Annotated in this window: 20 protein-coding genes and 2 rRNA genes; 9 read left to right on the forward strand and 13 right to left on the reverse strand. The window is 70.1% G+C overall.

What is annotated here, in order from left to right; translation table 11 throughout:
* The 3 genes from C470_RS15185 to C470_RS00515 form a co-directional block, all read left to right on the forward strand.
* Nucleotides 1-2,317 (forward strand): 23S ribosomal RNA (locus C470_RS15185); the annotation flags it as partial.
* A 144-nt stretch (nt 2,318-2,461) separates the two neighbouring features.
* A 5S ribosomal RNA gene (rrf, locus tag C470_RS00510) occupies nt 2,462-2,583 on the forward strand.
* A 381-nt stretch (nt 2,584-2,964) separates the two neighbouring features.
* Nucleotides 2,965-3,810, forward strand: coding sequence for a hypothetical protein (locus tag C470_RS00515; RefSeq protein WP_239638546.1), 846 nt, complete (start codon nt 2,965-2,967; stop codon nt 3,808-3,810).
* Nucleotides 3,811-3,836: 26 nt separating this feature from the next.
* Here C470_RS00515 and C470_RS00520 read toward each other — a convergent pair whose 3' ends face one another.
* The gene (locus C470_RS00520; protein WP_008364514.1) at nt 3,837-4,139 is read right to left on the reverse strand and encodes a hypothetical protein; all 303 of its coding nucleotides are present in this window, start codon (nt 4,137-4,139) and stop codon (nt 3,837-3,839) included.
* Between the two features lie 137 nt (nt 4,140-4,276).
* On the opposite strand from C470_RS00520, the gene C470_RS00525 reads away from it, so the two are divergent.
* Both C470_RS00525 and C470_RS00530 read left to right on the forward strand, forming a co-directional pair.
* On the forward strand, nt 4,277-5,164 hold the full coding sequence (locus C470_RS00525; protein ID WP_008364515.1) for a DMT family transporter: 888 nt from the start codon (nt 4,277-4,279) through the stop codon (nt 5,162-5,164).
* Between the two features lie 60 nt (nt 5,165-5,224).
* Nucleotides 5,225-6,802 carry an ATP-binding protein gene (locus tag C470_RS00530; RefSeq protein ID WP_008364516.1) on the forward strand — a complete coding sequence of 526 codons (1,578 nt, stop codon included), beginning with the start codon at nt 5,225-5,227 and terminating at the stop codon, nt 6,800-6,802.
* Between the two features lie 61 nt (nt 6,803-6,863).
* Here C470_RS00530 and C470_RS00535 read toward each other — a convergent pair whose 3' ends face one another.
* Nucleotides 6,864-7,364 carry an SRPBCC family protein gene (locus C470_RS00535; RefSeq protein ID WP_049908404.1) on the reverse strand — a complete coding sequence of 167 codons (501 nt, stop codon included), beginning with the start codon at nt 7,362-7,364 and terminating at the stop codon, nt 6,864-6,866.
* Between the two features lie 93 nt (nt 7,365-7,457).
* On the opposite strand from C470_RS00535, the gene C470_RS00540 reads away from it, so the two are divergent.
* The gene (locus C470_RS00540) at nt 7,458-8,384 is read left to right on the forward strand and encodes a DNA-3-methyladenine glycosylase family protein (protein WP_008364517.1); all 927 of its coding nucleotides are present in this window, start codon (nt 7,458-7,460) and stop codon (nt 8,382-8,384) included.
* A 109-nt stretch (nt 8,385-8,493) separates the two neighbouring features.
* The gene (locus C470_RS00545) at nt 8,494-8,925 is read left to right on the forward strand and encodes a DUF555 domain-containing protein (protein WP_007344624.1); all 432 of its coding nucleotides are present in this window, start codon (nt 8,494-8,496) and stop codon (nt 8,923-8,925) included.
* Nucleotides 8,926-8,988: 63 nt separating this feature from the next.
* On the opposite strand, the gene C470_RS00550 is transcribed toward C470_RS00545, so the two are convergent.
* From C470_RS00550 to C470_RS00575, 6 genes are all read right to left on the reverse strand, one after another.
* Complete coding sequence (locus tag C470_RS00550; RefSeq protein WP_004598519.1) at nt 8,989-9,222, reverse strand: UPF0058 family protein; 234 nt, start codon at nt 9,220-9,222, stop codon at nt 8,989-8,991.
* 240 nt (nt 9,223-9,462) lie between these two features.
* The gene (locus tag C470_RS00555; RefSeq protein WP_004598524.1) at nt 9,463-9,642 is read right to left on the reverse strand and encodes a DUF7836 family putative zinc-binding protein; all 180 of its coding nucleotides are present in this window, start codon (nt 9,640-9,642) and stop codon (nt 9,463-9,465) included.
* Nucleotides 9,643-9,755: 113 nt separating this feature from the next.
* Complete coding sequence (locus tag C470_RS00560; protein WP_008364518.1) at nt 9,756-10,898, reverse strand: transcription initiation factor IIB; 1,143 nt, start codon at nt 10,896-10,898, stop codon at nt 9,756-9,758.
* Between the two features lie 319 nt (nt 10,899-11,217).
* A complete protein-coding gene (locus C470_RS00565) occupies nt 11,218-12,174 on the reverse strand; it encodes a mechanosensitive ion channel family protein (protein WP_004598527.1) in 957 nt (318 codons plus the stop codon).
* A gap of 73 nt (nt 12,175-12,247) precedes the next feature.
* Nucleotides 12,248-13,558 (reverse strand): Zn-dependent hydrolase, encoded by a 1,311-nt coding sequence (locus C470_RS00570; RefSeq protein WP_008364520.1) that lies wholly within the window; start codon nt 13,556-13,558, stop codon nt 12,248-12,250.
* A gap of 65 nt (nt 13,559-13,623) precedes the next feature.
* A complete protein-coding gene (locus tag C470_RS00575) occupies nt 13,624-13,974 on the reverse strand; it encodes a hypothetical protein (protein ID WP_008364521.1) in 351 nt (116 codons plus the stop codon).
* A 95-nt stretch (nt 13,975-14,069) separates the two neighbouring features.
* Here C470_RS00575 and C470_RS00580 point away from each other — a divergent pair, with 95 nt between their 5' ends.
* Nucleotides 14,070-14,282, forward strand: a complete 213-nt coding sequence (locus C470_RS00580; RefSeq protein ID WP_049897417.1) for a PLDc N-terminal domain-containing protein — start codon at nt 14,070-14,072, stop codon at nt 14,280-14,282.
* Nucleotides 14,283-14,363: 81 nt separating this feature from the next.
* Here the strand turns inward: C470_RS00580 and C470_RS00585 are convergent, their stop codons facing one another.
* From C470_RS00585 to malA, 3 genes are all read right to left on the reverse strand, one after another.
* Entirely contained in the window at nt 14,364-15,392 is a 1,029-nt protein-coding gene (locus C470_RS00585) for a sodium:calcium antiporter (RefSeq protein WP_007344631.1), read from the reverse strand.
* A gap of 3 nt (nt 15,393-15,395) precedes the next feature.
* The gene (gene malQ, locus C470_RS00590; RefSeq protein ID WP_008364522.1) at nt 15,396-16,886 is read right to left on the reverse strand and encodes a 4-alpha-glucanotransferase; all 1,491 of its coding nucleotides are present in this window, start codon (nt 16,884-16,886) and stop codon (nt 15,396-15,398) included.
* 97 nt (nt 16,887-16,983) lie between these two features.
* On the reverse strand, nt 16,984-19,083 hold the full coding sequence (malA, locus tag C470_RS00595; protein WP_008364523.1) for an alpha-amylase MalA: 2,100 nt from the start codon (nt 19,081-19,083) through the stop codon (nt 16,984-16,986).
* A 121-nt stretch (nt 19,084-19,204) separates the two neighbouring features.
* Between malA and C470_RS00600 the strand changes: the two genes are divergently transcribed.
* Nucleotides 19,205-23,938, forward strand: coding sequence for a glycoside hydrolase family 15 protein (locus tag C470_RS00600; RefSeq protein ID WP_193365824.1), 4,734 nt, complete (start codon nt 19,205-19,207; stop codon nt 23,936-23,938).
* 20 nt (nt 23,939-23,958) lie between these two features.
* Here C470_RS00600 and C470_RS00605 read toward each other — a convergent pair whose 3' ends face one another.
* Both C470_RS00605 and C470_RS00610 read right to left on the reverse strand, forming a co-directional pair.
* Nucleotides 23,959-24,423 carry a hypothetical protein gene (locus C470_RS00605; RefSeq protein WP_008364525.1) on the reverse strand — a complete coding sequence of 155 codons (465 nt, stop codon included), beginning with the start codon at nt 24,421-24,423 and terminating at the stop codon, nt 23,959-23,961.
* Nucleotides 24,416-26,254: a MutS-related protein gene (locus tag C470_RS00610; RefSeq protein ID WP_008364526.1), complete on the reverse strand. Its 1,839-nt coding sequence runs from the start codon at nt 26,252-26,254 to the stop codon at nt 24,416-24,418. The genes C470_RS00605 and C470_RS00610 overlap by 8 nt, the downstream gene beginning before the upstream one ends.
* Nucleotides 26,255-26,334: the final 80 nt, after the last annotated feature.

The following is a 26,334-nucleotide window of genomic DNA, read 5'->3' on the forward strand; positions in this document are numbered from 1 at the left end:
CGAGCCGGCGTCGTGTCGTGCGTTTTGAAAAACGACCCAGGGAGTGCACTTGATTGGCGAGTCTAACCCGTGAACCGGGGAAGGCGCAGGGAAACCGATACGGCCGCAGCACATTCGTGTGAGGGCCACCGTGTTCAAGCGCGGGGAGTCAATCAGGTGCGACCCGAAACCAGGCGATCTACGCGCGAGCAAGGTGAAGCGTGGCGAAAGCCACGTGGAGGCCTGTTAGAGTTGGTATTCTACAATATCCTCTCGTGACTCGTGTGTAGGGGTGAAAGGCCCATCGAGCCTGGCAACAGCTGGTTCCAACCGAAACATGTCGAAGCATGACCTCTTCCGAGGTAGCCCGCGGGGTAGAGCTACCGATTGGATGACCCGCCTCCGAGAGGAGTCGGCCATCCTGTCGAACTCCAAACCCGCAGGCGCTGTAGACGAAGGGAGTCCGGTGCGCGGGGTAAGCCTGTGTACCGTGAGGGGAACAACCCAGAGCCGGGTTAAGGTCCCAAAGTGTAGATTAAGTGCGATTCGAAGGTGGTCTCAAGCCCTAAACAGCCGGGAGGTGAGCTTAGAAGCAGCTACCCTCTAAGAAAAGCGTAACAGCTTACCGGCCGAGGTTTGAGGCGCCCAAAATGATCGGGGCTCAAATCTACCACCGAGACCTGGCCGTGCCCTTGACAGGGGCAACCGCGTAGGTTGGCGTACTGGTCGGATGGAAGCCCGGGCGAGAGCTCGTGTGGACCGTCCAGTAACGACAATCCTGGTCACAGTAGCAGCGATAGTCGGGTGAGAACCTCGACGGCCTGAAGAGCAAGGGTTCCTCGGCACTGCCGTTCAGCCGAGGGTTAGCCGGTCCTAAGGTGTACCACAACTTGACTACACCGACGGGAAGCTGGTTAATATTCCAGCGCCATCGTGCAGTAAACGCCGACGCCGTGTGGAACGCTGAGCCGGGCACTCGCCCGGTCGAATCGTGGAAACTCGTGGACGCCGTCACGGCACGAAGCGAGCGAAGCGCGAAATAGCGAAAGTCAGCCGTACATAGGGCCCGTGAAAAGGCAAGCACGATGTCCGTACCGAGATCCGACACAGGTGCTCTGCCAGCGCAAGGCAAGGCCTGTCGGGAGAACCGACGTTAGGGAATTCGGCAAGTTAGTCCCGTACCTTCGGAAGAAGGGATGCCTGCTCTCGACGGAGCAGGTCGCAGTGACTCGGGCGCTCCGACTGTCTAGTAACAACACAGGTGACCGCAAATCCGCAAGGACTCGTACGGTCACTGAATCCTGCCCAGTGCGGGTATCTGAACACCTCGTACAAGAGGACGAAGGACCCGTCAACGGCGGGGGTAACTATGACCCTCTTAAGGTAGCGTAGTACCTTGCCGCTTCAGTAGCGGCTTGCATGAATGGATAAACGAGAGCGCCACTGTCCCAACGTTGGACCCGGTGAACTGTACGTTCCAGTGCGGAGTCTGGAGACCCCCAAGGGGAAGCGAAGACCCTATAGAGCTTTACTGCAGGCTGTCGCTGAGACGTGGTCGCCGATGTGCAGCATAGGTAGGAGTCGTTACAGAGGTACGCGCGCCAGCGCGCCACCCAGACAGCATTGAAATACTACCCGTCGGTGACTGCGACTCTCACTCCGGGAGGAGTACACCGGTAGCCGGGCAGTTTGACTGGGGCGGTACGCGCTCGAAAAGATATCGAGCGCGCCCGAAGATCATCTCAGCCGGGTCGGGAATCCGGCGAAGAGCGCAAGAGCACAAGATGGTCTGACAGTGTTCTTCCCAACGAGGAACGCTGACGCGAAAGCGTGGTCTAGCGAACCTACGAGGTTCCGGAATGGGACCCGTAGATGACAGAAAAGCTACCTTAGGGATAACAGAGTCGTCACTCGCAAGAGCACATATCGACCGAGTGGCTTGCTACCTCGATGTCGGTTCCCTCCATCCTGCCCGTGCAGAAGCGGGCAAGGGTGAGGTTGTTCGCCTATTAAAGGAGGTCGTGAGCTGGGTTTAGACCGTCGTGAGACAGGTCGGCTGCTATCTATTGGGGGTGTGAGGTACCTGACGTGAACGAACGTATAGTACGAGAGGAACTACGTTTGGTCGCCACTGGTGTATCGGTTGTCCGAGAGGGCAGATGCCGAGTAGCCACGCGACACGGGGTAAGAGCTGAACGCATCTAAGCTCGAAACCCACATGGAAAAGAGGTACCACAGAGGTCACTCGTAGAAGACGAGTTCGATAGACTCGGGGTGTACGCACCGAGGCAACGAGGTGTTAAGCCCACGAGCACTAACAGACCGAGCCACATTCATTGGCGCTGACGCGCCACGACTCGCATGAGTTCAGGCGGTATCTGGATCGCACGATTTACACGGTTGGTATCGAACCACACCGACACAGGCGTCTCTCTCCGGTCACAGAGAGAGAGAGTCTCGGTTCGACTCCGAGAGTCGGCATGAAGGCGGCCAGAGCGGTAGGGAAACACCCGTACCCATTCCGAACACGGAAGTTAAGCCTACCAGCGTATCGTGAAGTACTGGAGTGAGCGATCCTCTGGGAACCACGAGTCGCCGCCTACCCATTCATACGGGAACAATCCCACCAAGCCCACGGACGTAACGTCCGTGGGCTTTTTTCATATCCAGCGACCCACANAGTCGCCGCCTACCCATTCATACGGGAACAATCCCACCAAGCCCACGGACGTAACGTCCGTGGGCTTTTTTCATATCCAGCGACCCACAGCGCTCACGATTCACTCGTTTTCACCGACTGTCGGCCGGCGGTCTCGGTTGCGTGTTCCGCAACCGGTTGTAATCGAAGCTACTGGTTCGATGTCTCGGAAGGCGCCCACGGACGGACGATTCACCGCGCTCGACTGATCGTCTCGCCGGATAGCGTATCAGTACTAATAGTTCCATCCGTAAGTTTATCACTTTTGTCGATGAACCCAACGTATCGTGGATAGATCGAACGACGCGGGACGACTGTTCTGTGGCGGCCAGCCGTCGGTTCGCGACGGAGTCGCCTCGGACCGTGTCGTGTCCGTGTTGTTCGGAACCGATGTCGAGGCGTGGCGGAGCGGATGGGAGCGAAGGCCGGCGGGGCCGCCGACGCGGGAGGCGGTCGTTGACGTGAACGGTATCGCTCGGAGCGGGGCCACCGCGTCGACGCAGGTGGTACCGAACAACGGGCTCGCGTACACCGTGCTCGGCCGCGACGCCGGGAGCGAACGGGTTCTCGACGCCGTCGACGATCACCTCGACGGGGTCCCATCGGGAACGGTCGACGTGGTAATCGACGACGTCGCACCGGTCGCCGCTCGGGATGGCGTCGACGCCGCCGTCGCGTTCGCGGACCGGCTCCTCGGACGGTTCGGGGACCGAGCGAACCGGGTCGCGATCGGATGTTCCTTCGAGGGGTCCGCAGAGTTGCTGTCGCGCGTCGGCGGTCGCGTCGACGCCGTCGTCGGTGCCGACGCGGACGCGACGGCGGCGGTCGAACGGCTCTCTCGCGACGACCCCACGACCTTCGGATACGTCCGTCGTCACTGGGTCGAGGCCGAGCGCGGCATCGAGACGTGCGACCGCAACTACCCGCAGTCGAAACAGGTCCACGCCGCACTGACCGACCCGGAGACGACGCCGCGGACGCTGGGTGCGACGCTGTCGGGACTGGTCACGCTCGGCGCGCTGGAGACGTGGGGAGACACTGTGGGACCGACCCGATACGACCTCACCGCGTACCGGCCGGAGCGGACGTTGGCGGTCGGTTCCGCGCTCGAAGCGTACGTCTCTGAGGAATGAAACGGGCCCTGCTCTGACGCGGTTCGTCAGTCGTCCGTAGCGTCCCGACCGTCGGACGCCGCGACGTGGTTGAGGTCGGTCTCGACCACGGTGCCGTCAGGTTCGAGCGTCACGCTCCCGAGGGCAGCGGTCTCACCGGTTTCGTACCGCGCAGCGACGGCCTCAAGGGTCGGGCGGCGGTCGAGTCGCTCCCACACGGCCTCCGCGACGAGAGACTGGAACGCCTCGGGGTCGGTCCACCCGGCGTCGATATCGGAAGGGACGCCGACGACGACTCGGAGCTCCGTTTCGGCGACGCGGATGCCGACGCCGAACGTGTCCGCACACATGAGCGGTGGTTCGCGCCGGGGTGTAAAATCTCCGTCGGCGTCGTCTGTCGGGGGAGAGCGAGCGAGGTACCTCGCCGTCCGACGGGTCGGCTCTCGAAACCCGTAAGCGCCCCCCGCTCGAACGACCACGAGATCCGATGAGCTCGAAGCCGGCGGTGTCGCCGAAGGCGGGGCTGGCGGCCGCGGTCGTCGCGGTGAGCGCGGGCGCGATCCTCGTCCGCGTGAGCGACGCGCCGAGCTCGGTCGCCGCGTTCTACCGAGTGCTGTTCACGACCCTGCCGCTGACCGCGGTAGCGGCGTGGCGGTATCGCGGGGAGTTCGCGCGGATCCGGTCTCGCGACCTCGCGTTCGCGGTGCTGTCCGGGATCGCGCTCGCGGTCCACTTCGCGGCCTGGTTCGAGAGCCTCCGGTGGACGAGCGTCGCCGCGAGCGTAACGCTCGTTCAGGCGCAGCCGGTGTTCGTCTCGATCGGCGCGTGGCTGCTGTTGCGTGAACGCGTCACGCGTCGGATGGCGGCGGGCATCGCGGTCGCCGTCGGCGGGATGGCGTCGATGTCGCTCGGCGACTTCCTCGGCGGCGTGGCGGTCGGTCCCCGGCCGCTGTACGGCAACGCCCTGGCGCTCGCGGGCGCCGTCGCGGCCGCGGGCTACGTGCTGGCCGGTCGCTCGCTTCGGCAGCGGATTTCGCTGATCCCGTACGTCACTGTCGTGTACGGCGTCTGCGTGGTCGTTCTGCTCGCGTTCGTCCTCGCCGCGGGACACCCCCTCACGGGATATCCCGCTCGGGAGTGGCTCCTGTTCGCCGGGCTCGCGGTCGGGCCTGGACTGCTCGGTCACACCGTCCTCAACTGGGCGCTCGCGCATCTCGAGTCGAGCGTTGTCTCCGTTTCGCTGCTCGGCGAACCGGTCGGTGCGACGCTGCTCGCGTTCGCCTTGCTGTCGGAGACGCCGACGGCGGTAACGATCGCGGGCGGGTGCGTCGTCCTCGTCGGGATCTACGTCACCGCGACGGCGGCTCGGACGTAGCGTTTTCAGCGCCGATATTTGGGGGTGAACGTTGAAGCCACCCGAACGAGTGAATCGTGTATGGACCGGCGAACGGTCGTCGCGTTCGTGGGCGAGGACCCGAGCGCGAGCGAACGCGTGTCCCGCGCGGTCGACGCCGTCTGGGGCGGCCCGAGGGGACCGGAACTCCGCACGTTCGTCCCGACGGACCTGGACGACGACCGCGACGGTGAGGATCCGCTGAACGAGACGTGCGGCGTCGTCATCACCGCCGCGGCCGCGACCGAGGATCGGGTGACGGAGCGGCTCGCGGCGCTCCCGTCGAACGTGCCGGTGATCGCGCTCGTCGAGGACGCGACGACGGCGACCGTCCGATCCCTGTTAGCGGCCGGTGTGGACGACGCCGTCGACGCGGACGACTGGGAGTCCGACCCGGACGAGATCGACGCGTCCCACCCGCTCGCCGAACGGCTCGCGAGCCGACTGGACCCCGACCGCGTTCGACTCGGCAACGACGACGTCGCCCGCCTCTCCGAGGTGTTGCTCGACGCCGGAACGACGCTGATGAGCACCCGCACCGACGAGGTCGGGACGAAGATAGAGTGGACGATGGAGAACGTCGGCGAACACGCCGAGCTCGATCGGATCGTCTGCTACCGGGAGGAGGACGGGCAGTTCGTCCCCGCGTACGGCTGGTGTCCCGACGGGTCCGAGCCGAAACCGAGGCCGTTCGAGGCGTTCCCGGACCCGGAAAAGCTGTCGACGTTCGGCAACGTCGCGCGAGGATCCGTCCCTGCCGGGAATGCGGACGGGGACGGCGACGCGGTCCGGGTCGCGGAATCGCCGGCGACGGTTCACGTCCCGCTCGTCGTCGACTGGGAACTGAGCGGGATCGTCGCGTTCGAGTCCACCGACCCCCGCGCCTGGACGGACGACGAGGTCGACCTATACCGCACCCTCGGCGACCTGATCGCGCACACGATCGCGCGCAACGACCGCAGGAAGGCGCTCCGCCGACAGGCGGAACAGCTGGAACAGTTCAGCGCGGTCGTCTCACACGACCTGCGGAACCCCCTGAACGTGATCTCGGGCTACCTGTCGCTCTCCGAAGATGAACTCGCTCCCTCGCGGTACGACGCCATGAGCGGCGCGGTCGACCGCATGGAGACCCTGATCGACGACCTGCTCATGCTCGCGCGGCGAGGCGAGACGATCGGCGAGACTGAACCGGTCCCGATCGCGGCCGTCGCGGAGGAGGCGTGGGGGTCCGTGCGCGCGCCCGACGCGACGCTCACAATCGCCGGCGAGGTCGGTCGCGTCGAGGCCGACCCGGGTCGGCTCCGGCAGGCGCTGGAGAACCTCTTCCGGAACGCGATCGACCACGGCGGCCCGGAGGTGTCGATAGAGGTCGGCCCGATCACCGCTGACGGCGGCGTCGGCGGGATGTACGTCGCGGACGACGGACCCGGGATCCCGGTCGAACTCGCCGATACGGTGTTCGAATCGGGCGTCTCGTCGGCCGACAGCTCCGGTATCGGACTGGCGATCGTCGACCGGATCGTCGACGCGCACGAGTGGGACATCGAGGCCCGAAACGACGACGGCGCCGTCTTCGAACTCACGTTCGGCGCGGACGCGACGCGGCTCGCGTCGCCGTAGCGGTCCGGCACCGCACCCCTCCTCGTAGCTGTCCGGCACCGCGCACGTCGCCGCCGCGCCGTCAGTTTTCGGTGAACCGCTCGACCGTCCGGCGATGCCGGTCGCGGAACATCCCCTCGAACCCGACCTTCGCCATCGGTCCGACCGCGTCGCCGAGCGGACCGAGCGGCAGCCGATAGGCGACCGTGTCGACGAGGAGGGTCTCGTCGCCGTCGGCGTAGAACGCGTGGGTGTGTTCCCACCGCCGGAACGGGCCGCCTTCCATCTCGTCGACGAAGCGAGCGGAGCGCTCGGGCTGCGTCGTCCCGTCGGGCTCGCGCTCGACGATCCGCGAGGTCCACCGCTGTCGCGGCCCCGCCCCGAACGGGCGCATCGACATCTCTATCTCCGAACCGGCGACGAGGACCTCGGGGTCGGGCGAGCCGTCGGGCCCCGTGACGCCGTCGATGCGGAGCCGCATCCAGTCCGGCGTGAGTTCTCGCAGTCCGTCGACCGTGGAGTGAAACGCCCACACGTCTTCGATCGGGGCCGGCACCCGAGTCGTCCGCCTGTACGTCGGCATACCTCAGGTAGGAGTCGCGCGGACAAAAACCCGTCCTCGGCGGCGGTCCGGGGACCGAAACCCGCATGTCCGCGCGCGCCCTGACCGAAGACGATGGAACGCGGGGCGATCGACGTCGGCGACCTGGCTGGACCGTTCGACCTACAGGCGACCCTCGAGAGCGGACAGAGCTACCTCTGGAACCGCGCGGACGGCGAGACGTACGACGAGCTCCACGCGCACGGCGGCGACGCGTGGTACGAGACGGTCGTCGACCCGATCCCCGGCGTGACCGAGGAGCGCGTCGCGGTCCGGGTCCGACAGGAGGGCGGCGTCCACGACGGGACGCTCCGCTGGGAGGCGTCGACGGACGCCGAGCCGCTGTTGACGCACCTGCTCCGGCTCGACGACGATCTCGACGCCATCCTGGACGCCACGCCGGACCTCCCGCTCTTGGAGCGCGCGTACGACGCCTACGAGGGGATGCGGCTGACCCGCGATCCCGTCTTCCCCTGTCTGATCTCGTTCATCTGCTCGGCGCAGATGCGGGTCGCCCGCATCCACGGGATGCAGCGACGGCTTCGGGAGACGTACGGCGACGCCGTCGCGCTCGGCGACGAGACGTATCAGGCCTTCCCGACGCCCGGGCAGTTGGCCGCGCGCACCGAGGACGAACTCCGCGACCTCTCTCTGGGCTACCGCGCGCCGTACGTCCGGCGGACCGCGGAGATGGTCGCGAGCGGCGAGGCCGACCCGCTGGAGGCGGCCGACCTCCCCTACGAGGAGGCCCGCGAGTCGCTCACGCGGTTCGTCGGCGTCGGGGATAAGGTCGCGGATTGCGTGCTGCTGTTCTCGCTGGGCTTCCTCGAAGCGGTGCCGCTCGATACCTGGATCCGCACCACCGTCGAGGAGTACTACCCCGACTGCGACCGCGGAAGCTACGCCGAGACCTCCCGGGCGATCCGCGAGCGGTTCGGGGGCGAGTTCGCCGGCTACGCGCAGACGTACGTGTTCTACTACCTCCGCGCCGGCGGCGAGTGATCGGGCAGTGACGGGGACCGGAGCGATCCCCGAGAGCCGGCCGCCTCGGGCCTCGACGGCCCGTCGCGGCCGAAGTTTGATACTTGTTCGCGTGGTACCTTCGCGCGTGATGGACTGTCGAGTCGTCGTCGAGGCCGCGGTCCCGGTGTACGACGTGGAAACCGCCGACGAGGCGGTCCGGATCGCCATCTCGAAGACGGGCGAGATGCTCAACCCGGATCTCAACTACGTCGAGATCGACACCGGGACGCGGACGTCGCCGAGCGGCGAGCGGCTCGATCCGGCGTTCGTCGCGGCCGACGAGGCGCTCGTCGCCCTGGAGCTTCAGATGGACGTGTTCAACGTCGACCGCGGCGAACACGCCAGCCGCGTCGCGCGCAAGGAGATCGGGAAGCGCCTCCGCAACATTCCGCTGAAGGTGCTTTCTGTCACCGAGATAGATTCAGAAGTGAGCGACCGCACGGAGGAATCCGGCGCCCCGGAGGGGATGTCCGAGTCGGACGGCGTCGGGAGCGACGCCGGAGAAGACACCGGATACTGAGCTGCGGCCGCAGCGCTAATCGTCGATTGTGCGGTCAGCGAGGAGCAGCGCGCAGTAGACGTCTCAGTCGGCCGTCGGGGCCAGCGGCTCCGATTCGGACGACTCCATCGGCTCGGTGATTCCCTCTGTCAGCTTGAAAACGGCCGCTTTGTGGTCGGTCTTCGACTTGTGAATCGATGTCGGCTTCACACCCAGTTCCTCGTAGGCTTCGAGGTCAACGTCGTCGTCCCAGAACTCGCACTGTTTTCGTACCTCCGCGAGGAGACCGTGAAGATGGATGAGCTCCTGCTTCTTCATGAGTACCAGTCCTTTGCTACCGGAGGTTTATATTATTATCTTGAGTCACGTTACCATACCATTCGCGTATTTCGCGAGTAGCGGGGCGGAGAAGTGGGTTCTCGATAGATCGATCAGGATCGTTTTCGGACGTTCGCGGCGACGCGCGAGGCGACCGAGAGCCGTCACTGCGCAGTCAGTGAGTTCTCGATCGGGAGGGCGGCCCGTGGTCGGTTCGGCGGCGGCCGGCTCCGCCGCGCGTCACTGGAACTGCTTGACGGCCTCGAGGTCGCGTTCCGTTCGCATGAACTCGGTCAGGCGACGCGTCGCGTGACACGCCGGACAGCTGAAGTTGGACCGAAGATCCTGAAGATCGGCGGGATTGTCCTGCCACTCCTTGTCGCACTCCGGACAGACGAGTCTGACGAACGCGTCAACCATGTCACCCTGTACAGCCGGCCGCGTTAAAAACGTAGGTGCCGACGGAGAGCCGCCCGCCGGGGCGGGGACCGCGGTCGTCCACTGCCCGGGTCGAATCGGTGCGTGGCGGCGCGTCAGGCGCTTACGGTTCCGCTCGCCTCGAGCAACTCCTTGTACCGGTTCCGAATGGTGACCTCAGAGACGTCGGCGACGTCGGACACTTCGCTCTGGGTCACCTTCTCGTTCGACAGCAGTGCCGCGGCGTAAACGGCGGCGGCGGCGAGCCCGACCGGCGACTTGCCGCTCGTGATCCCCGCGTTCGCGGCGTCCTCGAGCAGTTCGCGGGCGCGCCGCTCGGTCTCCTCCGAGAGGTCGAGCCGCGAGACGAACCGCGGGACGTAGCTCGTCGGGTCCGCGGGCTGGACGCGCAGGCCGAGCTCGCGGACGACGTAGCGGTACGTCCGGGTGAGCTCCATCTTCTCCACCCGAGAGACCGCCGTGAACTCGTCGAGGCTTCGGGGGTTCCCCACCTGCCGGGCTGCGGCGTACAGCGCCGCGGTCGCGACGCCCTCGATGGAGCGGCCGGGCAGGAGGTTCTCGCTCAGCGCGCGGCGGTAGATGACGGAGGCGGTCTCGCGGACGTTGTCCGGGAGGCCGAGGGCGCTGGCCATGCGGTCGATTTCGCCAAGCGCCTGCTTGAGGTTGCGCTCCTTGGAGTCGCGGGTGCGGAACCGCTCGTTCCACGTGCGCAGCCGCTGCATCCGGCGCCGCTGTCGCCCCGAGAGCGACTTGCCGTAGGCGTCTTTGTCCTGCCAGCCGATGTTCGTCGAGAGCCCCTTGTCGTGCATCATGTTCGTCGTCGGGGCCCCGACGCGCGACTTGCTGTCCTTCTCCTTGGAGTCGAACGCGCGCCACTCCGGCCCGCGGTCGANGTGCATCATGTTCGTCGTCGGGGCCCCGACGCGCGACTTGCTGTCCTTCTCCTTGGAGTCGAACGCGCGCCACTCCGGCCCGCGGTCGACCGAGTCCTCCTCGACGACCAGCCCGCAGTCGCTGCAGACGGTCTCGCCGTGTTCCGTGTCCGTCGCGAGTCGGCCGTCGCACTCGGGGCAGGTCGTGACCCGCTCGCGCTCGTCCTCCGAGCGCTCCTCGACGTCCGCCGACTTCTCCGCGTCCGCCTTCGTTCGCGTGCGCTCGCCGCTCGCGGGCGCGTGGCCCGGGTCCGCGAGTCGCTCTCGTTCCGTTCCGCCGTCGCTGTAGGTGTCTGTCTCTGTCATGGGTGTGGCTCCGACGATCCCCCGACGAAAATACAGCGAGGTCCGCAATCGCCAGTCTGTTAACGTATAGTTAGTCACGAGAGTATATAAATGTATCTATTGTATCGGGCGCGGATCTGGTCATCGAAAAACCCACGAGAGGCGTTTTGCGGTCACAACCGCCGAAAACGGCCACGGATCCGCCCCCTCCGAGACGGAGTGCCGTCCGGCGACCGAGACGGACGAGCGCATATATACTTCACTCCCGGATCGAGCCGGAGTGGTGAGTCCGGCTCGTGACCGCACTCGTCCCCGTGTCGAGGACACCGCCGCTGACGACCTATCGGCTCCGACTCACCGGGAACGCCACGCGGTCCGGGTTGTCGTTGAACCGCTCCAAGATCCGCTCGTACAGCCGGTTCTTCACGCGCTGCCCCCGCCTCGGGTGGGTGAGGTACCGGACGCGGAGCTCGACCCACGACTCCTCCTGCCGGACGTTGACCGTCGGGCCGTCGTGGACCTCCAGCTCGACGGGCGTCTCCGCGAGCGCCTCGCGGTAGGCGGCGATTCCCTCGGCCATGTCCCGGCCGATCAGGTCGGTCGCCTCCTCGACCATCACCGAACGCGCGAACGGCAGGTCGGTCTCGTACGCGACCTGAACGGACACCTCGTTCCAGACGTACGGCGACCCGCCGCCGCCGAAGTTGACGACGTTCGACGAGAGGACGACGCTGTTCGGGACGGTGACCACCCGCCCGGAGGGCTGGTTCGTCGTCACCAGTTCGCCGTTGATCTCCCACAGCGTCGTCACCAGGAAGTCGACCCCGATCACGTCGCCCTTCGCGTCGTCGATCTTGACTCGGTCGCCGACGCCGAACGGCTGCTTGACGGCGATGTACACCCACGCGATCAGCGACAGGAGCGGCTGCTGGAGCGCGAAGGTGATCGCGAACCCGATGACGCCGAGCGAGAAGAGGAGGCCGAGCCAGTTCTCCGTCGCCACCGCGAGCGTCGCCACCGTCCCGACGACGCCGAACGCCAGCCGCAGCAGGTTCCGGACGTTGTGCGCGCGTCGCTTGTTGGCCGCCCGCGTCAGCACCCGGACCGCGAGCAGGTAGCTCCCGTACACGAGCCCCGCGACGGCGACGACGAGCAGCGTCCGTCCCACGACGGTCGCCGCGGGATACCCGCCGATCGGCGGCCAGTTCGCGAGCGCGTCGGTCGTGCCGGCGATCGTTCCGGCGACCCCCGCCAGCAGTCCCACGGCGAGCGACGCGAGTCCGAGCGGACGTCTCACGCTCGTCGCTCGCGGCCGACCGCCAAAACGGTTGTGCCGTCACGGAGTTCGATGCCACCTGCGCGAGCGACCCTCACTCGCCGTCCGCCACGCGCGCGAGCGCCCCCGAGAGCACCTCCGTCGCGCCGGCGCAGTCCGCCCAGTCGGTCCACTCGCGGGGGTTGTGCGAGATCCCGTCCCGCGAGGGAGCGAAAAGTAGCGACGCGTCCGTGACGCGCGCGACCCGCATCGCGTCGTGGGCGGCGCCGGAGTGGAGGTCGATCGCCTCGCGCCCGGCCGCGTCGGCGGCGGCGTGGGCGGCGTCGCGGAGGCGGCCACTCATCGGCGTCGGCGCCACGTCGAACGGGCGCTCGAACTCGGTCTCGACGCCCCGCTCGCGCTCAAGCCGGGCCAGCGAGTCGCGCGCGACGTCGACGATCGCCTCCATCGACGCGACCTCGACGTCGCGAATGTCCACGCCGGCCTCGACGCGTCCGGGAACCACGTTCGTCGCGTTCGGCTCGACCGACAGCGACCCGACCGTGCCGACCGCCGAGGGCGACGACGACGTCACGACCTCGTTCGCGGCGGCCTCGACGTCAAGCACGAACTCGCTCGCGGCCGCGAGCGCGTCCGTCCGTTCGTCCATCGCGGTCGCGCCCGCGTGGTTCGCCTCGCCCTCGACGGTCGCCTCGCAGTGGGTGATCCCGGTGATCGTCGTCACAACGCCGGCCGCCGCGCCCGCCGCCTCCAGTTTCGTGTCCTGCTCGACGTGGAGCTCGTAGAACGCCGCCCACGACGCGGGATCGAGCGTCGCAGGGTCGCCGTCGGCGTCGGTCGGCGTGGCGGCGTCAACCGCGCTCCCGCCGCGGTAGCCGATCCGGTCGAGCGCCTCGCTCAGCATCTCCCCGTCGGCATTCGACAGCGCGAGCGCCTCGTCGAGCGCTAGCTCGCCGGTCGCGACGGACGAGCCCAGCAGTCCGTCGCCGAACGTGCCTCCCTCCTCTTCGGTGAAACTGACGACGCCGACCGGGCGCTCGGGCTCGAAGCCCTCGTCGCGCATCGCGCGCACCGCCTCCAGCGCCGCGTAGACGCCGAGCGGACCGTCGAAGATTCCCCCCTCGGGAACGCTGTCGAGGTGGCTCCCCGAGACGACCGGCTCTGCGTCCGGGTCGGCGCTCGCCGGCGTCCACGTCCCGAGGACGTTCCCGACGGCGTCGACCGTCACGTCGAGGCCGGCGTCGCGGAGGCGCTCCACCAGCCGGTCCCTCGCCCGCCGATTGGCCTCGGTTCCCGTCCGATTCGTTCGCGCGTGCGCCTCGGGGTCGTCCGTCTCGACCCGACCGAACGCCGCGTTCGCCTCGATGTCCGCGCGGAGCCGGTCCGCGTCGACTGGGAGCGTCATACCGGCACCGGGCGCCGCGGGATCAAAACGGTTCGGTCTCCCCCGGGGCTCCCGCATGGGTCAGGTCAGCCCCCGGCTCGCTCCGATCGCTCTCCACGCCACGCGAGCCAGTAGCCGGCCGACCCCAGTCCGAGTCCGGCCGCGAACGCGCGTCTCGCCGCCGGACCGTCGACGGATCGGTCGACAGCGACGCCGATCGCCGTCCACGCCAGCGCGATCCCGAGCCCCCGTCCCGGCCCGCTCCGGAACCGCCGACAGCCTGCGACCGCTCGCGCGTGGCGGTAGAGGAAGCCGGCCGCGAAGCCGACCGCAAGCGGAACGGTCCGCACCTCGGCGTCGGCGGCCGCCGACACAGCGAGCAGAACGCCGCCGAGACACTCGCCCGCGGCGCCGACCGCGCGCACCGCGTTAACCATGCGACACGTTCGCACTCGACGCGAAAAGCGGTTTCGCCGAGCGCCCGGTGCGGATCCGAAAACACTTGTCGGAGGGCGTGCTGATATCGGGCGGCATGTCCCCGTTGCTCCTCCAAGGCGCGGCCGCCGGGATCGCTCTCCTGATCAGCCTCGTGTTCCTCGTCGTCCACCTCGCGATGATCGTGTGGACCTACTCGGACGCGGAGTCACGCAGCGACCACCCGCCCGTCCTCTGGGCGCTCGTGGTGTTCTTCGCGCCGATTCTCGGTCTGTTGCTGTACCTCATCATCGGCCGGAACTCCTACTGACCCCTCGTCGTACAGCCGACAGGCGGTGTCGCGGCCGTCCGGCGACCGGTGCCCGAGACCGACCGACGACCGCGACGGGCCTCACACGCCCCTGAGCACGCTCGTCGCTCCGACGCTCTCGGCGACGACCCACGCGACGAACAGCCCGTAGGCCGCGAGCAGCGCGTACGACTCGTGCTCGTCGAGCGCGAGGCTCGTCCGGAGCGTCACGAACAGCAGGACGGTCGCGACGGTCAACACGCCGAGCATCGGTACCGCCGTCGAGAAGTTGACGGCGACCTCGCCGACGATAAGGACGCCGAGCGGGATCGCGACGAGCAGGTCGAAGGTGTTCGACCCGAGGACGTTCCCGAGGCTCGTCGTCCCACGGTTCTCGCGCGCGGTCCGGACGCTCACCAGCGCGTCCGGCAGGCTCGTCGCCGCGGCGACGACCGTGACGCCGGCGAGGAACTCTGGGATCCCGAACGTGGCGCCGAGCGATTCGACCGACGCGACGAGCCGCTCGACCGTGACGACGATGAGCCCGAGCCCGGCCGCCAGCTTGCCCCACTCGCGGGGGACGTCGACCCCGTCGCGAACGCGCTCGATCCCCGCGTCGTCGACGTCCTGATACTGGATGAAGAGGTACAGTCCGTACAGCCCGAGCGGGATGACCGCGAGCGAGCGCGGCATCGTCCCGACGATCGGATCCGTCGACACGGGGAAGTAGATGACCGCGAGCGCGAACGTCACGACCAGCGCCGACACCGCGAGCATGTAGAACTGCGCCTCCTTGTACACGATCGCCCGGTTGGCCTCCAGATCGCTGTCGCCGCTCAGTCCCGACGCGGCCGGGATAACGAGGACGTTGAAGATGGCCGACCCGACCAACGCGCCCACGCCCATGTCGAAGACGCCGGTGAGGGCGGTGACCAGCACGCTCACGAGCTCCGGGAAGCTCGACCCGACCGCGACGACGACCGAGCCCTGGACCACGGCCGGGAGCCCGTAGTACCCGGAGAGCGCCTCGGCGGCCTCCTCTAACCAGCCGCTCCCGAGCCAGATGAACCCGGTCGCGGCGACGATCACCAGGACGTTGACGACCGGCGCGTCGGGGAGGGCTCCCGTCACGGCTCAGCGCACGTGTTTTCCGCCCAGTTCCCACAGCCGGTCCGCGATTTCGTCGTCGAGCGCGTCGCGGTCGACTCGCCACTCCCAGTTGCCGTCGAGGGTGCCGGGCTCGTTGAACCGCGCGTCGCTGCCGAGCCCGAGCAGGTCCTGGAGCGTCGTCACCGCGAGGATGGCGTCCGAGCCCCACACCGCGTCGATGATCGCCCACTCGCTCGGCTCGTCGGGGTCGGACCCGACGTTGTACCGGAAGCAGTCGCGCTGCTCGTCCGGGAGGTCCTCGAAGTAGCCGGCCCACGTGTCCGTGTCGTGCGTCGAGGTGTAGCCGACGACCCCCTCGCCGTAGTGCATCGGCTGGTACTCGTTCCCCTCCGCGCACCAGTCCGCGTACTGCGGGACGCGCATGCCGGGGAAGCCGAACTCGGCCATCAGCTCGTCCATCGCCGGCTCCTCGAAGCCGAGGTCCTCGGCGATGAAGGGGGCCTGACCGAGCTCGCGCTCGACCGTCTCGAAGAGGTCGCGCCCCGGCCCGTCGCGCCACTCGCCGGCCGCGGGGTCGTCGCTGTCGGCCGGGATCGCCCAGTAGGTCACGAACCCGAGGAAGTGGTCGAGCCGCGCCACGTCCGCGAGGTCGAACAGCCGGCGGAAGCGGTCGAGCCACCAGTCGTACCCGGTCTCGGCGAGGTGCTCCCAGTCGTACAGCGGGTTCCCCCAGCGCTGTCCAGTGTCACCGGCGTTCGGCGGGACGCCGGCGACCGCGGTCGGCCGGTTCCCCTCGTCGAGCCGGAACGCCTCCGGGCTCGCCCACACGTCCGCGGAGTCGAGCGCGACGTAGATCGGCACGTCGCCGACGATCGACACCCCTTCATCGGCCGCGACCGCGCGCAGGTCGCGCCACTGGCGGTCGAACGTCCACTGGACGAACTCGCGGAACCGGACCTCGCGAGCGTGTTCCTCGCGCGCGTCGGCCAGCGCCTTGGGGTCGCGCGTCCGCAGCGGCGCCGGCCACTCGGTCCAGACGTCCTCCGGCCGCGCGTCGGAGAGCGCCCGGAACAGCGCGTAGTCGGCGAGCCACGGCTCGCGCTCGCGGAACTCGTCGAGCGCCGCGCGGTCGTCGTCGCTCGCCCGCTCCTCGAACCGGTCGAACGCGGTCCGTAACAGCGGGAGCTTGTACTCGCGGACCGCGTCGTAGTCGACGCGGCCGGTCGGGAACTCGGGCACGGGTTCGAGGTCCCCCTCGTCGAGCCAGCCGTCGTCGACGAGCCCCTCGGGGTCGACGAACAGGGGGTTGCCGGCGAACGCCGACGGCGACTGGTACGGCGACTCACCGGCCGCGGAGATGGTCGGCCCGATCGGACAGATCTGCCAGTGGTCGACGCCGGCGTCGCCGAGGAACGAGAGGAACTCGCGCGCGCCCTCGCCGAGGTCGCCGATCCCGTACGCCCCCGGCAGCGAGGTGACGTGACAGAAGACGGCGTCGGAGCGGTCGAATCGCATACGCCACCCTGCGACCCCCACCGACTCAAGCGTTGCGTCCGGGCGGGTCGCGGCCGAGAGCGACTCGCGAAACGGACCGCCGGAGCGAGAGGGCCGCCTACTCCCCTACGACCCGCACCACCGCCACCTCGTCGACGCGGAGCCGCTCGGTCCCCTCGCCGTCCTCGACGATACACCGCTCGCCGGTCACTACGTCGCGCTCGCCGTGGTCGACCTCGACCGCGACGCTCGCGTCTGCGGGCGCGAAGTTGAGGACGACGACGAGGTCCTCCTCGCCGTCTTGCCGACGGAACGCGACCACGTCGTCCGGGTGGACGTCGCCGCTGGCGACGATCGGCCGCTCGGAGAGATCGCCGCTCGCGACGTGGTAGCCGACGCGGGAGAGGTCGCCCTCGGGTCCGAGTGCCGGGTGCTCCCGCCGCGTTTCGAGCAGGCGCTCGTAGCGGTCGCGGACCTCCTCGCGCGCGTGGTCCCACGCGATCGCGTCCCGGCGCCCGCGCTGACCGATCTCCTGGCCGGCGTACACCATCGGGACGCCCGGCAGCGTCATGATCGCCGCGCCCGCGGCGGCCGCGGCGGCGTCGCCGCACTCGACGCGGTAGCGCGTCTCGTCGTGGTTCTCGATGTACTGGAGGAACTCGGCGTGGTCCGGGAACCCGATCTCGGCGCGCTGGTCGACCGCGTCGAGGACGGTGCTGGCGGGCTCGGCCCCGCGGCCGACCTGCCGGAGCTGGAAGTACAGCGTCGCGTCGAAGTGGACGTCGAACATCCCCTCGTGGAAGCCGGGAATGTACGGGATCGTCTCGTCCATCAGGAGGAACTCCCGGTCGATGTCCTTCACGCGGTCGCGGAGTTCGCGCCAGAACGAGTCGGGGACCGCCCACGCCATGTCGCAGCGGAACCCGTCGACGAGCGGCGCCCACTCGTCGATCACGTCGAGCAGGAACCGCCGCACGTCGAGGTTCGCGTGGTTCAGGTTCGCGATCAGCTCCCAGTCGAAGTAGGTGCCCGGCTCGCCCGACTCCTGCCACTCGTAGCGGTCGCGGAACGGCGAGTCGGGGTTCTGATACGCGTCCCGGAACCACTCGTGGTCGCGCGCGGTGTGGTTGGCGACGAAGTCGAACAGCACGCGCATCCCGTGGTCGTGGGCGGTCTCGACGAGCGCCTCGAAGTCCTCGCGCTCGCCGAGGTCGTCGGCGGTGTCGAAGAAGTCGACGATGTTGTACCCGTGCTGCTTCCCGTCGTGGCCGAGGACCGGGGTGAGCCACAGCGTGTCCACGCCGAGCTCCGCGATCCGCGGGATCCGCTCGGCGATGGCGTCGAACCCCTCGCCCTCCTCGGCGTCCGCGAAGGTGCGGACGAACACCTCGTAGACGGAGGCCTCGCGGGTCCACCCCGGCGGCTCGTTGAGTCGGACAGTCTCGAACTCGGGCGTGTCCGGCGTCAACACGGCCTCGCCCTCGGCGGCGTCGTCGAGCGCGGACGGGCTACTGCCGACCCGCTTCACGGCGGCCGCGTCGGCGACGCTCACGCGCGGGTCCTCGCCCGGGTCCCGCGCGACGGCGACGGCGTGAACCCGGAGCCGCTCGGGCACCGCGTCGAGCGGCACGCGGAGTTCGCGGCCCTCCCCGGTCACGCGGAGCGCGTCCCGCGGGTTCGCGCGTCCCGCCGCGACGGCGTCGGCGACGTCGCGGTCGTCGACGACGAACGTCACCGCCAAGTCGTCGGCGTCGAGCGATGACTCGGGGTTCGGCGAGGGGACCGCGGTGAACACGGCTTCGCCCCTCCTCCCGGCGTCGTCGCCGGACGCGACGCTCGCGTCCACCCGTACGCGGGGTTTACCGACCCCTTCGTGTCGCTCGCGGGCGGCGTAGTCGACCGGGGCGTCGACGTCGCCCGCGTCGCGGTCGCGTATCGCGGTGCCGCTCCCGCCGGCGACGTCGACGCCCTCGTAGCTCGCGGGGAACGCGCGGACCGTGAGCAGGTGGTCGCCGTCCGGCGCGTCGAGGCCGAGCAGGTAGCGCCCCGGTACGTCGGGCGTGAACTCGGTCACGGGGTCGTCGCCGACGGTCGCCTCGCTGTCTGGCGGCGCGTCCGCGACGCGCCACGCGTACGCGGCGTCGGGGTCCGGGTCTCTCGGTGCCAGCTCCGTCCGCTCGCCGGTCGCGAGGAAGCGCGGGGGTCCGGGGTGGTGCATGTGACGCCCATCGGCACCCGGGGCCTTCGGTGTTGCTCTTGTTTCGGTGTCGCCTCGCTCGGCGGCTCGCGGTCTCCGCCGCGGTCGTCAAGGCTTTTACTCCGGCCGGCGCAGGGCGGGTATGCGACTGCGTACCGCCCTTACGGAGCACGAACGTCGGCGCGGGGAGCGCTACCCGGCGGAGCACTCGATGACCGCCGGCGCGTTCACCGGCGACGACGGCCGACTGGTCCACGTGGGGCCGGACGGGACCGTCCACGACTGTTCGTACTCCCTCTCCGAGGTCGGCGGCGCCGACCGCCTCCGGATGGGGATAACCGCCGGGCGCGGCGTCCGCTGGTTCGACGACCTTGAGACGACCCGCCAGCACTACGACGGCGACACGCCGCTCGTCGAGACCGAGTACGACGCCGGCCGCTACACGATCCACCAGTTCGACCTAATCGTGAGCGACACGCACCTCACCCACGTCGAGCTCCGCGGCTCGCCGCCGGCCGACGCCGAGCTCGTCGCCGCCTACGCGTTCTCGCCCGACATGGTCGAGGGGCGGGTCGGCAACATGGTCCACGACGGGGCCGGTCCCGCGGACGGCGGCGTCGTCGAGGTGTACCACCGCACCGAACACGACTTCCTCACCGCGTCCACCGGCCTCTCGAACGCCCACGGCCAACGCCTGCGGACGATCCCGGAACTGCTCGGCGAGGGCGGCGACGGGTTCCCGCACCGCGGCGAGATAGACCGGCGCGAGGACTCGCGGCTCACCCCCGACGTCGTCGTCCGCGCGCCCTTCGAGCGCGACGGGCGAACGGAGCGGGTCACGCTCGCCGGCCGCGCCGTCGTCGACCGCCGGGCGACGCGCGATACCGGCGACGACGCGAAGGACGCGCTCACCGACGGGATCGACCGCCAGCGCCGCATCGAGGCGGTCTCGAACATCGCCACCGCCTACCCCGACGCCGACGACCTCCGGGAGGCCGCTGACGGTCGCGGTCCGGACGTGCCCGCGGACGCCCCCCGCCGGTCGGTGATCGCCAGCGACCTCCGCGCGCTCGACCTGCTCACAGCGGAGTCCGGCGGCCGGATCGCCGCCCCCGAGTTCGACCCCTTCTACTCCACCTCCGGCGGCTACGGCTACACCTGGTTCCGCGACGAGGCGACGGTGTCGACCGCGCTGCTCGGCGCCAGCGAGGAGCTCGGCCTCGACGCCGACGAGGAGCTGCTCGCGGCCGCGAGCTTCTTCTGCCGCACCCAGGACGCCGACGGCTCGTGGCCCCACCGCGTGTGGGCCGACTCGGGCAAGGTCGCGCCCGGCTGGGCGAACGCCCGGATCGAGGGCGCGAACGCGACGCCGGGCCCGAACGACCAGCTCGACCAGCCCGCGACGGTCGTCGCCTTCCTCGCGACCTTGCGCCGCGAGGCGGACCTCCCGACCGAGTGGCGCGACCGCGTCGACGAGACGATCGCGGACGCCGTCGAGTTCCTCTTCGAAACGACCGAGGAGGACGGGCTCCCGCGCCGGTGTCAGAACTGCTGGGAGAACGCGCTCGGCCGGTTCACCCACACCGGCGCCGAGTACCTCCGGGCGTTCGCCGCGGTGGCGCGCGCGCCGGTCGACGAGGACCTCCGCGCCGACGCCGCCGACGCCGCGGACGCGGCGCTGTCGGGGCTCGACGCGCGCTGGAACCCCGACACGGAGCGGTTCCTCCAGCGCGCCAGCGAGGAGAGCCAGGACGCCCGCGCCGACGCCAGCACCTTCGCGCTCGCGACCGCGGCCGCCGAGTACGCCGCCCTGATCGACGACGAGGCCGGAGCGGGAGACGACCCGAGCGCCGACGGCTCCGCGGCCGACGACGCCGCGACCGACGGCTCCGGCTCGATCGATCCCGTCGAGAGCAGCGAGTTCGACCGCTTCCTCGACCGCGTCAACACCCACGTCCGGCAGTCGATCGACGCGCTCCGCCGCGAGACCGCCTCGGTGGAGGGGCTCGTCAGGTTCACCGGCGACGACTGGCGCACGGCCGAACAGGGCGCCGCGAAGGTGTGGTCCATCGCGACGCTGTGGGGCGCGACCGCGGCGGCGACGCTCGCCGGCGTCGTCGAGGAGCGCGGCGGGGCAGCCGGACCGCTGTTCGCCGACGCCCGCGACCTGTACGCGCTCTGCGAACCCGACGGCCCCTTCGTCAACGAGGCGGGGCTGTTCGCGGAGCAGGCGTTCGACGACGGCGACCTCGACAGCGCGACGCCGATCGCGTGGTCGCACGCGCTGCGGATCGACGCGACGGTGACGCTCGCGAGCCACGGCGAGCTCCCGGTCCCGCACGACCGCGAGACGGGCCCCGAGGCGGCGCCGCACTGGACGACCGGCCGGAAGTTCGGCGTCGGCACGCCGGCCGACTACGAGGCCGACGAGCCGGTTCCGGTGTGGTTCACGCTCACCGAGGGGGCGCTCACCGAGGCGCGGTTCCCCCGGATCGACGTGATGAACGTCCGGACGTTCGACTTCCTCGTCGCCGACCCCGACTCCGAGTACGCGATCCGGACGTTCGACGAGACGGGTCACGTCACGGCCACGGAGACGATAGAGCGGACGACGGAGCCGGCGGCCGACGACGCGCTCGCGTACGTCCAGACGATCCGCGAGACCGGCGACGGCCACGGGCACTCCTGGACGCTCCGCGTCGAGTACGCGGTCGACACCGACGGGACCGCGATCCTCGCGGACGTCCGGTTCGAGGGGAGCCGCGAGTACGACGTGTACGCGCTCGCGGACGCGACGATCGCCAACGTCGGCACGAACGACCACGCCGAGCGCGTCGACGGCGAGGCGGGGGCCCACCTGCTCGCGCGGAAGGACACCCCCGACCGCGACCCGGGCAAGCTGGTCGACGACGAGGGCGAGCCGTTCGACCCCGCGCTCGCCTTGGCGAGCGGCGACGGGTTCGACTGGGCCAGCGCGCTCGCGGCCGGCGGCGACGCGGCGGACGCGCTGTTCGGCGACGGCGAGCGGGTCGAGGAGTCGGCCGAGGCGGTCGGCAACGTCGTGCTGGCCGGCCTCGTCGGGAGCGGCGCGACCGTCGCGGACACGGTCGCGCTCGGGTTCGCCGAAGACTCGGACACCGCGGCCGCCCTCGGCGAGGCGGAGGGCGCGCTCGGGCGCGGATTCGACGACGCCGCGGACGCGTACGCCGAGACGTGGCGGTCGTGGCTCGCTGACCGCGACCTCCCCGACTCGGTCGCGGGCGACCCGGACCTCGCGGCGCAGTACCGCTTCGCCTTGATGACGCTAGCCGCCGTCGAGGACAAGGCCCACGACGGCGCGGGGATCGCGAGCCCCTCCGTCCCGTGGGGCGAGACGGAGTACGCCGCGGAGGACCGCGGCTACGGCTACAACTTCGTCTGGTCGCGGGACCTCTACCAGGTGTTCACCGCGCTGATCGAGATGGACGAGCTCGAGCGCGGCGCGGACGCCTTGGCGTACCTGTACAACACCCAGCAGGACGACGACGGGTTCCTCCCGCAGAACACCTACATCGACGGCCGGACCCGGTGGGGCGGCGAGCAGATGGACAACATCGGGTTCCCCTCGGTGATGGCCTGGCAGCTGTACGAGCGCGGCGTGACGCTCGACGACGCCGGCTACACCTACGACCAGGTCGCCCGCTCGCTCGACTACATCGCCGAGAACGGCCCCGAGACCGCCCAGGAGCGCTGGGAGGAGGAGGCCGGCTACTCGCCGTCGAGCATCGCGGCCGAGATCGCCGGCCTGGTCTGCGGCGCGGCGCTCGCGCTCGCAGAGGCCGACCGACGCGAGGGAGACGACTCCGGGAGCGACGCCGTGGCGTCGCCCGACGAGCTGCGCGCCGACGCGCTCGCGTGGCTCGCGCTCGCGGACGATTGGACGGCGCGCGTCGAGGAGTGGTGCGCGACCGCGACCGGCACCGACCGCCACGACCGGACGCCGTACTACCTTCGGATCACGGCGGACGGGGACCCCGACTCCGGCCGGCCCCGCACCATCGCCAACGACGGCCCCACCTACGACGAGCGGGAGATCGTCGACGGCGGCTTCCTCGAGCTCGTCCGGCTGGGGATCAAGCCCGCCGACGACGCGGTCGTCCGCAACTCCGTCTCCGTCGTCGACGACTCGATCCGCGTCGACACGCCGCACGGCGCCGCCTGGTACCGGTACGTTGGCGACGCGTACGGCGAGATCGCCGTCGGCGATCCCGGCGCGCCGTGGGCCGGCACGGGCGACGGCCGCGGGCGCCTCTGGCCCATCTTCACCGGCGAGCGCGGCGAGTACGAACTGCGCGCCCGCGCCGACGGTCCGGACGCCTTCGGCGGCACCGACGACGAGATGCTCGAACCGGAGGCGCTGCTGGAGACGATGGCCGGGTTCGGCAACTCCGGACTGATGCTGCCCGAGCAGGTGTGGGACCGCGAGCACCCGACGAAGTACGGCTGGGAGTTCGGCGAGGGCACCGGGGGGGCGACCCCCCTCGCGTGGTCGATGGCCGGCTTCGTCCGGCTGGCGCACGGCGTCGACGCGGGCGAACCGGTGGAGACGCCGACCGTCGTCCGCGACCGCTACGTCGAGCGCGACCGCCCGGCCGGCCCCGACCTGACGGCCACCGCCGAGTTCGTCGAGGACTCGGTCGTCATCGCGGGCGAGACGGACGCGGACACCGTCGCGGTCCACACCCGAACGACCTCGCGGTTCGTGACGCCGGACGACGCCGGCGCCTTCGAGGCCGACCTCGACGCCGACACCGACGCGGACACCGTCGTGGTCGCGGCCGCGACCGACGACGACTTCGAGGCCGCCGGCACCGCTGTCGAGCGGTTACGGCTGTAGGCAGGACGGGGAACTCCGATTTATCCGAGCCCGACCACGTCGACGGTGCGGGTCTCGTCGTCGACCTCGATCTCGACCGTCGAGCCGACGCGCTCCCGGACGCGCTCGCGCCACGCCTCGACGGCCTCCGCGTGTCGCTCCCGTCGAGCCTCGAGGTCGGCGTCAGGATGCTCGCTCGCGGTCTCGTCCGGCTCCGGGTACGGCGGGACGTCCGGGACGAGGTCCCGGGGGTCGATATGAAGCGGCCCGGGGGCGTCGGAGCCGTCGGCGCTCCCCGGATCCCCGCCGTCGTTCCCGTTCCCGCCCGCATCGAGCGCGTGGAGGCGGGCGCGCATCCGCCCGGAGAAGGGCGGCGTCGCGCGGAGCACGACCTCGCGGTCGCTCCGGAGGGTGGCTTCGAGCGCGTTCGCCACGTCCTCGCGGTGGACGGCGATCGACCGGATCCGGTCGGGTCCGGAGTCCCGACCGCTCCCCTCCTCACTCATCGTTCGCCGCCCACTCGGCGTCGGAGAGCGTTCGCTGGACGGCCTCCTCGCCGACCGCGCCCGCGAGGTGCTCGAAGCCAGCCCGGACGCCGCGGTCGCCCGCGTTCGCGACCAGCCGCGAGACGATGAACTCCGGCGTGGACTTCCCGACAGTCTCGAACCGCGGCTGGTAGTCGACGCGGAGTTCGAGGTCGTTCGTCAGCCCCTCCGCGAAGATGCCGTCGATCCGGGCGGCGTCGGGCAGCGGGCTCAGGTCCTCGGCGAGGTGCGTGACGTAGACGCCGAGCGCGCCGCGGTCGACGGTGAGCGTCACCAGCCCGTTCAACAGGTCGGCGGCCCGGCCCGGCTCCGTGATCGCCTCGAACTCGTCGACGAGCATCAGCGTCCGGCCGTCCGCGGTCAGCGGCGGGACGACCGACTTCAGCGTCGACTCCAGCACCCCGGCGTTGAAGGAGGCGTGCCGTCGGTGGAAGACGATCCGGTCGAACGTCCCCACCTCGGCCGCGTCGGCGGGCACGGGCAGCCCCATCGACGCGAGCAGCGCCACCGCACAGAGGGTCTCCAAGAGCGTCGTCTTCCCGCCGGAGTTCGCCCCGGTGAGGACGCTCACGCGGTCGCCGGTCGGCGGGGCGTCCGCGCTCGCGACGCCCGCCTCGTCCGCCAGCGAGTGCGAGCCGACGCCGTAGGAGACGGGCTGGACCTCGCCGCCGAGGAAGGGGTTCCGCGCGCCGCGCACGGCGATGCCGTCGTCGACGAGCGTCGGTCGGACGTGGCCGTTCTCGGCCGCGAACCGTCCGAGCGACAGGAGGAACGCGGCGTCGGAGACCGCCGTCGCGGCGCGGGCGACGGTGGTTTCGCCGTCGTCCGCGTCGACGCCGTCTTCGTCGGCCTCCGGCTCGTCGCCAAGCCGCTCGCGGATGTCGGCCGCGACCGCGGCCTCGCGCTCGTCGACTGCCGACTCGAGTTCGGCGACGAGGTCGCGCAGCGTCCCGGAGACGAAGTCGGCGGCGTCGAGCGCCTCGTCGGGCGCCGCCGAGCGGACCGTCGCGGGATCGACCTCCGTCTCGCGCGCGACGTGCTCGATGGTCGCCGCCTCCAGCGCCTCGAAGTCGCGGAGGCTCCCGTCGCGGACCGATTCGAGCACGTCGAACGCGGAGTCGGCGAGGTCGCGCGCGGCCGACAGCTGCTCGCGCAGGCGGTCCAGCTCCGCGTCGGCGCCGCTCGCGATCTCGATGTCCTCCCCGCCGAGATCGCCGGCGGGGTCGATCGAGCCACGCACGTCGGCGAGCGCGTCGGCCGCGTCGCGCAGGCGGTCGCCGTCGAGCGCGCCCACGTTCGCGAAGGGGCCGTCGGTCAATCCCGCCTCGCGGAGCGCGACGGCGGTCTCGACCGCGGCGAGGTCGGACCCGTCCGCCTCGTCGTACGCCGCGAAGGCGTCGGCGACGGCCTCGCGGTCCGCCTCGTCGAGGCCGCTCCACGCGTCGCGGGCGGCGACCACCCGATCCAGTCGTTCCTCGACGGCGTCGCGGTCGAGCAGCGGGGTCAACACCCGGATCCGGTCCGCCGCGTGGGCTGTCAGCGCGGCGTCGGCCGCGAGTCCGAGGAGGTCGTCGTACACCGAGCGCGCGTCGCCCGTCGCGAGCACGTCCATGCCGGCCTCGCCGTTAGCCCGGCGGAGGATGCGGGTCGCGCGGCCGCGGTGGAGCCCGGCGTCGACGAGCGCGCGGACGTCGGCCGACTCGATCGCCTCGACCGCCCGCTCGGTCCCGAGCGCCTCGACGAGCCGCTCGCTCGTCTTGGGCCCGATCCCCCAGTAGTCCTGGAGTCGCATACCCCGTGGTGTCGCCCCGGCGTCTTGGCGCTTTCGTCGCCAGCGCCGCCGACGGCGTCCGCTGGGCTCCGCGGTGGCCG

Source organism: Halorubrum distributum JCM 13561, from assembly GCF_000337395.1.
Taxonomy (GTDB): domain Archaea; phylum Halobacteriota; class Halobacteria; order Halobacteriales; family Haloferacaceae; genus Halorubrum; species Halorubrum distributum.

Bases quoted from the DNA above. Each gene is read 5' to 3' on its own strand.
- C470_RS00540 (WP_008364517.1), top strand. From the start codon at position 7,458: ATGGAACGCGGGGCGATCGACGTCGGCGACCTGGCTGGACCGTTCGAC.
- C470_RS00525 (WP_008364515.1), top strand. From the start codon at position 4,277: ATGAGCTCGAAGCCGGCGGTGTCGCCGAAGGCGGGGCTGGCGGCCGCG.
- C470_RS00575 (WP_008364521.1), bottom strand. From the start codon at position 13,974: ATGGTTAACGCGGTGCGCGCGGTCGGCGCCGCGGGCGAGTGTCTCGGC.
- C470_RS00535 (WP_049908404.1), bottom strand. From the start codon at position 7,364: ATGCCGACGTACAGGCGGACGACTCGGGTGCCGGCCCCGATCGAAGAC.
- C470_RS00570 (WP_008364520.1), bottom strand. From the start codon at position 13,558: ATGACGCTCCCAGTCGACGCGGACCGGCTCCGCGCGGACATCGAGGCG.
- C470_RS00600 (WP_193365824.1), top strand. From the start codon at position 19,205: ATGCGACTGCGTACCGCCCTTACGGAGCACGAACGTCGGCGCGGGGAG.
- C470_RS00610 (WP_008364526.1), bottom strand. From the start codon at position 26,254: ATGCGACTCCAGGACTACTGGGGGATCGGGCCCAAGACGAGCGAGCGG.
- C470_RS00580 (WP_049897417.1), top strand. From the start codon at position 14,070: ATGTCCCCGTTGCTCCTCCAAGGCGCGGCCGCCGGGATCGCTCTCCTG.
- C470_RS00555 (WP_004598524.1), bottom strand. From the start codon at position 9,642: ATGGTTGACGCGTTCGTCAGACTCGTCTGTCCGGAGTGCGACAAGGAG.
- malQ (WP_008364522.1), bottom strand. From the start codon at position 16,886: ATGCGATTCGACCGCTCCGACGCCGTCTTCTGTCACGTCACCTCGCTG.
- malA (WP_008364523.1), bottom strand. From the start codon at position 19,083: ATGCACCACCCCGGACCCCCGCGCTTCCTCGCGACCGGCGAGCGGACG.
- C470_RS00530 (WP_008364516.1), top strand. From the start codon at position 5,225: ATGGACCGGCGAACGGTCGTCGCGTTCGTGGGCGAGGACCCGAGCGCG.
- C470_RS00545 (WP_007344624.1), top strand. From the start codon at position 8,494: ATGGACTGTCGAGTCGTCGTCGAGGCCGCGGTCCCGGTGTACGACGTG.
- C470_RS00550 (WP_004598519.1), bottom strand. From the start codon at position 9,222: ATGAAGAAGCAGGAGCTCATCCATCTTCACGGTCTCCTCGCGGAGGTA.
- C470_RS00520 (WP_008364514.1), bottom strand. From the start codon at position 4,139: ATGTGTGCGGACACGTTCGGCGTCGGCATCCGCGTCGCCGAAACGGAG.
- C470_RS00605 (WP_008364525.1), bottom strand. From the start codon at position 24,423: ATGAGTGAGGAGGGGAGCGGTCGGGACTCCGGACCCGACCGGATCCGG.